Source organism: Tateyamaria sp. (assembly GCF_039945315.1).
Classification (GTDB): Bacteria; Pseudomonadota; Alphaproteobacteria; order Rhodobacterales; family Rhodobacteraceae; genus Tateyamaria.
The window spans coordinates 1-7,669 of record NZ_JBDUXB010000047.1; the positions used below are offsets into that span (position 1 = coordinate 1).

The window sequence follows — 7,669 nt, forward strand, 5'->3', positions numbered from 1 at the left end:
TGAGGTGCCCCTAGTTTCCTAGACGCCTGCCTCGTTCATCTTCTTCTGTTTGATTTCATAGTTAACCGGCGACAGCATACCGTTGTTGGTGTGCTTGCGTGTCGGGTTGTAGAACATCTCGATGTATTCGAACACGTCCCGGCTTGCAGCGTCGCGTGTGAGGTACGTCCTCCGCCTGATGCGCTCGCGTTTCAATAACTGGAAGAAGCTCTCGGCGACCGCGTTGTCATGGCAATTCCCACGCCTACTCATGCTGGCGACCAAGTTGTGTTTGCCAAGGAACGACTGCCACTCCCTGCCAGTAAATTGAGAACCTTGGTCAGAATGAATCATGACCTCTTGCCTTGGCTTACGTCGCCAAACTGCAGCCAGTAATGCCTGCAAAGCTAAGTCAGCCGTCATCCGAGATTGCATTGACCACCCGACAACCCGCCTTGAGAACAGATCGATCACGACCGCCAGATAAGACCAACCTTCGTGCGTTTTGATGTAAGTGATGTCGGTCACCCAAATCCGGTCAGGCGCATCGACCTCGAATTGTCGATCCAACGTGTTGTCCGCGACGACCACTGGCTTCCCACCATATCGACCAGGGGGACGTTTGTAGCCGATTTGGGCTGCGATGCCCGCTAAGCTGGCTAAACGCGCAACACGGTTCTCAGAACATGTCTCGCCGGCGTCACGCAGATCATCTGTCAATTTGCGATACCCATAGACCTTGCCACTGTCCGCCCAGGCCTGTTGTATCAACTCTGTCTGGCGCGCATCTTCAAGCGCACGCGGGCTAAACGGTTCTTTAAGCCATGCATAGAACCCGCTGAAATGCACAGCCAGCACACGACACATCGACCGCACCGAAAACTCCGCACGATGAGCCTCAATAAACGCGTACCTCACTGAGACTCGCGCGCGAAGTACGCGGTCGCCTTTTCTAAGATTGTGCGTTCCTCGGTGACGCGGGCCAGCTCTCGCTTCAACCGTCTGATCTCAGCAGCCTGCTCCGCAATCTCCGATCTGACACGTGGCGACTTCGCAAATTGCGCCTTCCAAGTGTACAGCGACTTGGTGCTGATCCCCAGCCGTTCGGCCACTTCACTGACCGCATATCCACGCTCAACAACCTGCGCCACGGCGTCCTGCTTAAACTCATCCGTAAACCGTATGCCCTTGTTCATATCCGTCTCTCCTTGGTTCCAAAATTACCAAGCAAAGCGTCTACAAATCTAGGGGCACCTCAGTCAATGTTGAGCAGGCCACTTACAATAACTCGATCGGCGCCGGAGCTCTCGAAGGTTTTTGGCAAGACCCGGACTTCGACGATTCTCAAGACGCTTTCTACTACGTTCGTGTCATCGAGATACCGAAACCGCGTTGGACCACAATTGATGCCGCGTTTTATAACATTCCATTGCCAGACACCGTCCCGGCGGAAGTACAGGATCGCGCCTACACCTCACCGATTTGGTACAGCTCTAAGTAGGTTGCTCACGCGGTCGCTTTTAGCTCAAAGCGGACTCTTACTGAACGCCCTTGCTGGCCCGGTTTTCGCTTGCACGCCGGGTTTGCTGGGCACACTATCCCATCCGACTTTCGCGTCCTGGTGCCAACAGACGATGAGTCCCCCGCGACACCCTGCCCTTCGACTTTTCAGACTGAGGCCATATACTTGAACACATGCCGTATCAGTGGACCACATCTCCGGACGCCCCGACACAGGAACTGCGACTCTGGCCTCACAACTCCCTGCCGCAAAAGGGAATGGCCGCCTTTGTGCTGGCCACCTTCACCCTCATCCTGATTCCCGCCCTGCCGCTGTTGGGCAGCGTGGTGCTGTGGGGGCTGTTGCCGTTCCTTATGCTGGCGGTCTGGGGCATCTTTTATGCGCTGCGGCGCAATCGGCGGGCGCGACAAATCATCGAAGTGCTGACCCTGAGCGACGATCAGGCGCACCTCGTGCGCACCAACCCCAAAGGGGATACACAGGAATGGGATTGCAACCGCTACTGGGCACAGGTGGTCAAATACGACCGCGAAGGCCCCGTGCCGCAATATGTGACGCTTAAAGGCATGGGACGCGAAGTCGAAATCGGCGCGTTTCTCAGCGAAGAAGAGCGGGGCGCTCTATATGATGATCTGATAAAGGCGCTAAAACGCACCTCTTGAAGCACCGCAAGTGCGCCGCGCCTCGCTCAGGTCAGCCGCACAGACGATCTTTGACCATCGGGCCGACGGCGCCAAAGTCCATTTGGCCCATATACTTGCCCTTCAAGACGCCCATCACCTTGCCCATGTCGCGAATGCTGTCCGCACCCACTTCGGCGATGGCGGCATCTACTGCCTTGGCAGAAGCCGCTTCGTCCAGCTGCTGGGGCAGGAATTCTTCGATCACCGAGATCTCGCCCAGCTCACGTTCCGCCAGATCAAGACGCCCACCTTCTTCGTAGGTACGCGCGCTTTCAACACGCTGTTTGGACATCTTGCCCAGAATGGACAGCACTTCGGCTTCGCCCACTCCGTCGTCCTGGCCCGCGGCACGGGCGTCGATGTCCTTGTCCTTGATGGCGGCATTGATCAGACGCAAGGTCGACAGACGAACCGCATCCTTTTCTTTCATAGCCTGTTTCATCGCAGCCGAAATCTTCGTGCGCAAATCCATATTCGACGTCCATCCCCATGGCCTCGTGATAAGCGCATATACATAGGCTATGTCAGATTGTGTGGCAAGGTATGTAATTCCGGCTAACCTATTGATATTGCTTATATCTGCAAAATACCGATCCCGCTTGACCCGGCCCACAGGTACCATTAGTTTCCGCGCAATTTGCCGCCCCTAGGGCGCGCGCCCTCCCTTGCTGCAAGAGGTCTGCCCATGAACATCACCGCTCCACCCGCGCCCACCGCCTGTCTAGCACTGGCCGATGGAACGCTGTTTTATGGGGCCGGGTTCGGGGCGACGGGGCAGGTTGTGGCCGAGTTGTGCTTTAACACCGCGATGACCGGCTATCAGGAAATCATGACCGACCCTTCTTATGCCGGTCAGGTGGTTACCTTTACGTTTCCCCATATCGGCAACACTGGCGTAAACCCCGAAGATGACGAAACCGGGGATCCCGTGGCCAGTGGAATGGTTGTGAAATGGATGCCAACGGAATCTTCGAATTGGCGCGCGACCGAAGAATTGTCGACTTGGCTTGCCGCCCGCGGGCGCATCGCGATCGGTGGCGTCGACACACGGCGGCTGACCCGCGCCATCCGGCAGGCAGGTGCGCCCCATGTGGCGCTGGCCTATGATCCAAACGGCGACTTTGACACAGACGCGCTTGTCACAGCTGCCCGCGACTTTGCCGGCCTTGAAGGCATGGATCTAGCCAAGGATGTGACCTGTGCACAGTCTTATCACTGGAAGCAGATGCGTTGGGCCTGGCCCGAGGGCTATGCGCCCCAGAACGATCCAAAGTACAAGGTCGTCGCCATCGATTACGGCGCCAAGCGCAACATCCTACGCTGCCTTGCTTCTGCCGGTTGTGATGTGACTGTGTTGCCTGCGACGGCCACCGCTGATGAGGTCATGGCCCATAATCCTGACGGTGTGTTCCTATCCAATGGTCCCGGCGATCCGGCCGCCACCGGCGAATACGCTGTGCCGATGATCAAGGACGTGCTGACCCGCGACCTGCCCGTCTTTGGCATTTGCCTTGGCCATCAGATGCTTGCGCTTGCCCTTGGAGCCAAGACGATCAAGATGAACCACGGCCATCACGGCGCCAACCACCCCGTGAAGGACCTTGAGACCGGTAAAGTTGAAATCACCTCGATGAACCACGGCTTTGCCGTGGACGCGCAGACCTTGCCTGAGGGCGTAGAGGAGACGCATACGTCGCTCTTTGACGGCTCGAACTGCGGTATTCGGGTCAAGGGCAAGCCAGTTTATTCGGTGCAATATCACCCCGAAGCCAGCCCCGGGCCTCAGGACAGCTATTACCTGTTCGAACGATTTGCCGCCGCAATGGACGCACAGCGCGCCTGACACAGAACCGCTCACCTTTTACACAATTCTTAACGGCCCTTTAAATTTAAGTGTCTGAATTTAAAGAATAATAGTGCCCCCGATGTCCACTTGCGGGCCTTTAATTAAGTACTGATGCCCGTTTCGCCTCGGCCTTGTCTCTGAACTACTTGCGGGAACTCAGGAATAGGCCAGCCGCCAAGCCAACAAACAAAATCACCACAAGCTCCACAGCCAAAAGCTTCCACGCAATCGTTGCATGGGTGTAGTCGTAGCCAGTAAGTGGCACGTTGTCTGAGAAGACAAACGCAAAACGGTCAAAGCTTTCGCCTAACAAGCCGTGTGGAGGAAATAGAACAGCGACTGCGCACACCAAAAACGTCACCGCCATAGTCTTTTTGAATACGTCGCTCATTCTCTTCCCCTGCTCTTATCGCCTCAGCATAAGTGCCTTTGGGGGTGCCGTACATGATGTGCATCAACAGGCTCGGACACTAAGCAGCCCGTTTCGCAGCCGCCTAACCTATCCCAAAGATACTCGTCCTAGCCTTAAGTTCGCTTGGGACAATCAGAAAAGCTACGTATGTTTTATCTGTGTGTGAGGGTTGTTACCCTTTGTTAGCCCCAACTTTTAAAGAGTAGGAGTGCTACCTCGGCCTTCACACACCCACAAACCTCTCATTGCTCAAGCAGCCCGTTTCGCCTCAGCCTTATCCCTGAGCCACTGCTTCTGCCGACACTTCTTACCGCAGAACTTCGTAGCCTGCCCCTCAAGAGCAGCCCCACAGCAGGCACAGGAAGCCCTCTCAGGGTCGTCAGGTGATGCGAGGTCTCTGAGGGCCTTACGATCCAGACCAGCCATGCTCAGGCCGTCTCTGAGCCTCCGAGCGACATACAGGCGCAGGACATCCTCAGACACGTCAGCCCAATCGCAGACAAGCTGCCTAGGCTCCAGACCCATTAATCGGCTTAAGGCCGTCAGGCCTGCATGATTCAAGCTCCCCAAACTGAGGGGGGTTTATGAGCAATCTTTACTGGCTGACCGAGGATCAAATGGAGCGGCTCCATCCATATTTTCCGAAGAGCCATGGTGTCCCACGTGTAGATGACCGGCGTGTGCTGAGTGGTATTATATTCATCAATCGCAATGGCTTGCGATGGTGCGATGCCCCTAGGGTCAGGACCCATTAAAGCGAAAAGCGTCAAACGCCAAAAAGCGGTCATTGGCACAGTCGCGGCGAATTGGCGCTTTGTCCGCTGAATACTCGTTCGTTCGGCGTGCAGCGAATGGCGGGAAATCCCAGACCCGCCGTTCGGGCGGATTGCGGCGAATGGCTGTAGAAAGCCCAATGTGGACCGTTTTTCGGCACTCACCTCAACTTATGAAGCAATGACATCGAATAGAGCAAAATGTAGGATAAATACTTTCAATCAAACAGCATTTTGCCGGCCAAACGTGTTTCGATAAAGGCTAAAATAATAAACCCGTGACAATTTTCCGCTCTGAGTTAAGCTAACCGCTTAACGTACCGGAAGGATGACCCAAAATGATGAAAAAGATGTGTGTCGCGCTTACGCTCGCATCCGCTTGGACCACGGCAACTTGGGCCGATACAACGGATGTAAAGTGGAAGAATGTCGTAACTGTTGAAAAGCAGGGTGATCATTGTGTGGATGATCCCAATTGCTTTAATCGATACCATCCTGCCATTCCGCCTGTGGCGCGGGCTAAACCGGGCGATCACATCGTTATCCATTCACGTGATGCGTTGGATTCAGACCTGACACTCGACTCCGTGCCGGATGATGTTCTGGCAATCGATCTTAATTTGGTGCACCCGATGACAGGCCCAGTCTATATCGAAGGTGCCGAGCGTGGCGATGTACTGGCAGTTACTCTGCTCGATATTGAGCCTGACGAATACGGATACACTGTAATCGTCCCGGGTTTCGGTTTCTTGCGTGACATATACACCGAGCCATATGTAGTGAACTGGCGCCTCACACGGACCCATGCGGAATCAGACCAGATGCCGGGCGTAAAGGTACCTTATGAAGCGTTTCTGGGGTCAGTTGGCGTATTGCCGGGCGAGCCTGAGGTCGAAAAGTGGGGCGCGCGAGAAGCCGCTCTAGGTGCCGCTGGTGGTGCCGCACTGGGCGCACAGCCAGTTGGTGCTCAACCAACGGAAATTTGTGGGCCTGAGGGGGCTCACAAGGATGAATGTTTACGCACGATCCCGCCGCGTGAAAATGGTGGCAACATGGATGTGCAACAAATGCAAATCGGGACCACCATGCTGTTCCCTTGCTTTGTGGATGGGTGTGGTTTCTTCGTCGGTGATGTGCATTACGCTCAGGGCGACGGCGAAGTCGGCGGTACAGCTATCGAAACAGGTGCTGTTGTGACTGTGGTCACTGAAGTGCGTAAAGGCGAGGCTGTGAACATACCTTCAGTACAGGTTGAGGGTGGAGGGCAGATCAAAGACATCGAACCATCGAAGTTCTACCAAACCGTTGGGCTTCCTCTTAAGGCTGCGGGCGAAGTCCCTCCAACCCACGCATATATCGATGGTGACGAAATAGCATCTTTGGAAAACCTTTCAGAGGACCTAACGCTTGCGGCGCGTCACGCTCTTCTTCAGATGATTGAGTACCTAAAACGCGAGCACAATTTAACTGCCGAGCAAGCCTATACTTTGGCTTCTGTGGCGGTTGATTTACGTGTAGGTCAAGTGGTCGATGTGCCGAACTATATTGTAACAGCCGTCATGAACCTGGATGTGTTCGAAGAATGATACTTACCAGACGTTCGTTTGTGACAGCTCTGGCGGCGGCAGCAACAGCTCCCGCCGCCAGAGCTCACACAATGTTCAATCAATGGGTCGTATACCGTCAAAAGCACCTGCTGATCGGATGCCACCGCAAGGACATGCTGACCTACGAACTGGCTTTGCAACTTTCTGAAACACTCGCCCACTTGCTTCCCGAAGCGTCAAGCAGACCGGCAAGGGCACCACACCCGCAAAGGCTCGCCAGTCTTTTGGGAACACGACAACTTGAATTGGCAGTCCTGGATAAGGGAACAGCCAGCGACATCAAAACGGCCAGTGACCCGTTTTCGCCTTATGGAATGGTCCCGCTGCAGCAGTTGGCTGTCATGGGCGAGCATATGCTGGTCGCCCACCGAGACTTCACACCCCATCATGCCTGGCTCTTGGCAAATGCCCTCGATCAAAGCGGTGTAGATTTGACGTCGCCTGACGGAGTAGGGTCGTTTGATCTGCATCGTGGCGTCACTGCCTATATCGACGGCGTAGCGATGAGTGAGCTTTTGCCCGGTTGACGGGTCGGCAAGAAGCCAAAAGCTTGGCTAGCTGTTAGGACAATACGCTAGTCGTTGTCATGGCTGACGATATTTGTGTTTATTTTGAATCTGCTTAGCTTCCGATAACCTTTCCAAACCCTGCTGAAATGAACGCCATCGTTCAATCGATCGCGAATAAATCGGATGTCGGGTTCGTCCCGCATCTCAGCCATTGGGGCGTCGTGCAGCGAAGGTCCGCTTGTTGGTATTTGATGCTTTGGAATTTAATGGGTGCAGAGGCCGTGTGCTTGGTATCTGCCAGCGAGGGGCCTTCTCCGAAGGACTTTAGGAGGTTCTTT

The 7,669-nt window shown here is 54.9% G+C and carries 8 protein-coding genes and 1 pseudogene; 6 read left to right on the forward strand and 3 right to left on the reverse strand.

What is annotated here, in order from left to right; translation table 11 throughout:
* Positions 1–18: 18 nt before the first annotated feature.
* A protein-coding gene (locus ABJD00_RS14820; protein WP_413830418.1) for an IS3 family transposase occupies positions 19–1,175 on the reverse strand; the annotation gives its coding sequence in 2 pieces (ribosomal slippage) (positions 19–932 and positions 932–1,175; 1,158 coding nt in all).
* 23 nt (positions 1,176–1,198) lie between these two features.
* Here ABJD00_RS14820 and ABJD00_RS14825 point away from each other — a divergent pair.
* On the forward strand, positions 1,199–1,480 hold the full coding sequence (locus ABJD00_RS14825) for a DUF3604 domain-containing protein (RefSeq protein ID WP_413830431.1): 282 nt from the start codon (positions 1,199–1,201) through the stop codon (positions 1,478–1,480).
* Between the two features lie 194 nt (positions 1,481–1,674).
* On the forward strand, positions 1,675–2,163 hold the full coding sequence (locus ABJD00_RS14830; protein WP_413830420.1) for a DUF2244 domain-containing protein: 489 nt from the start codon (positions 1,675–1,677) through the stop codon (positions 2,161–2,163).
* 31 nt (positions 2,164–2,194) lie between these two features.
* Here the strand turns inward: ABJD00_RS14830 and ABJD00_RS14835 are convergent, their stop codons facing one another.
* On the reverse strand, positions 2,195–2,656 hold the full coding sequence (locus ABJD00_RS14835; RefSeq protein WP_413830422.1) for a GatB/YqeY domain-containing protein: 462 nt from the start codon (positions 2,654–2,656) through the stop codon (positions 2,195–2,197).
* Between the two features lie 213 nt (positions 2,657–2,869).
* On the opposite strand from ABJD00_RS14835, the gene carA reads away from it, so the two are divergent.
* Complete coding sequence (gene carA / locus ABJD00_RS14840; RefSeq protein WP_413830424.1) at positions 2,870–4,027, forward strand: glutamine-hydrolyzing carbamoyl-phosphate synthase small subunit; 1,158 nt, start codon at positions 2,870–2,872, stop codon at positions 4,025–4,027.
* 145 nt (positions 4,028–4,172) lie between these two features.
* On the opposite strand, the gene ABJD00_RS14845 is transcribed toward carA, so the two are convergent.
* Complete coding sequence (locus ABJD00_RS14845) at positions 4,173–4,421, reverse strand: hypothetical protein (RefSeq protein WP_413830426.1); 249 nt, start codon at positions 4,419–4,421, stop codon at positions 4,173–4,175.
* Positions 4,422–5,026: 605 nt separating this feature from the next.
* On the opposite strand from ABJD00_RS14845, the pseudogene ABJD00_RS14850 reads away from it, so the two are divergent.
* From ABJD00_RS14850 to ABJD00_RS14860, 3 genes and pseudogenes are all read left to right on the forward strand, one after another.
* A pseudogene (locus ABJD00_RS14850) lies at positions 5,027–5,182 on the forward strand (transposase); the annotation flags it as partial.
* A gap of 371 nt (positions 5,183–5,553) precedes the next feature.
* Positions 5,554–6,801 (forward strand): acetamidase/formamidase family protein, encoded by a 1,248-nt coding sequence (locus ABJD00_RS14855; protein WP_413830428.1) that lies wholly within the window; start codon positions 5,554–5,556, stop codon positions 6,799–6,801.
* Positions 6,802–6,872: 71 nt separating this feature from the next.
* Positions 6,873–7,349, forward strand: a complete 477-nt coding sequence (locus ABJD00_RS14860; RefSeq protein WP_413830430.1) for a hypothetical protein — start codon at positions 6,873–6,875, stop codon at positions 7,347–7,349.
* Positions 7,350–7,669: the final 320 nt, after the last annotated feature.